This is a genomic window from Fusicatenibacter saccharivorans (genome assembly GCF_027667425.1).
GTDB classification, from domain to species: Bacteria; Bacillota; Clostridia; order Lachnospirales; family Lachnospiraceae; genus Fusicatenibacter; species Fusicatenibacter saccharivorans.
The window spans coordinates 242,449-242,654 of record NZ_JAQEGR010000003.1 but is presented as its reverse complement, the minus strand read 5'-3'; positions in this window follow the sequence as shown (position 1 = coordinate 242,654).

Here is a 206-nt window from a genome sequence, read left to right as displayed (position 1 = left end):
CTTTCGAACTTCTTTGCTGTTCTCTCGATCAGCAACTCGTTTATTTTATCAAACTTGTTTGCTTTTGTCAAGAACTTTTTTCAAGTTTTTTGAAGCAGTTTTTGCAACCCGCGGCAGCCACCCGGCTCCGAACTAGGTTTTTCTGTTTCAAAAGAACTCTTTTGCATCAGCTCTCGCTGACAGCTTAGTTATAATAACACCGCCAA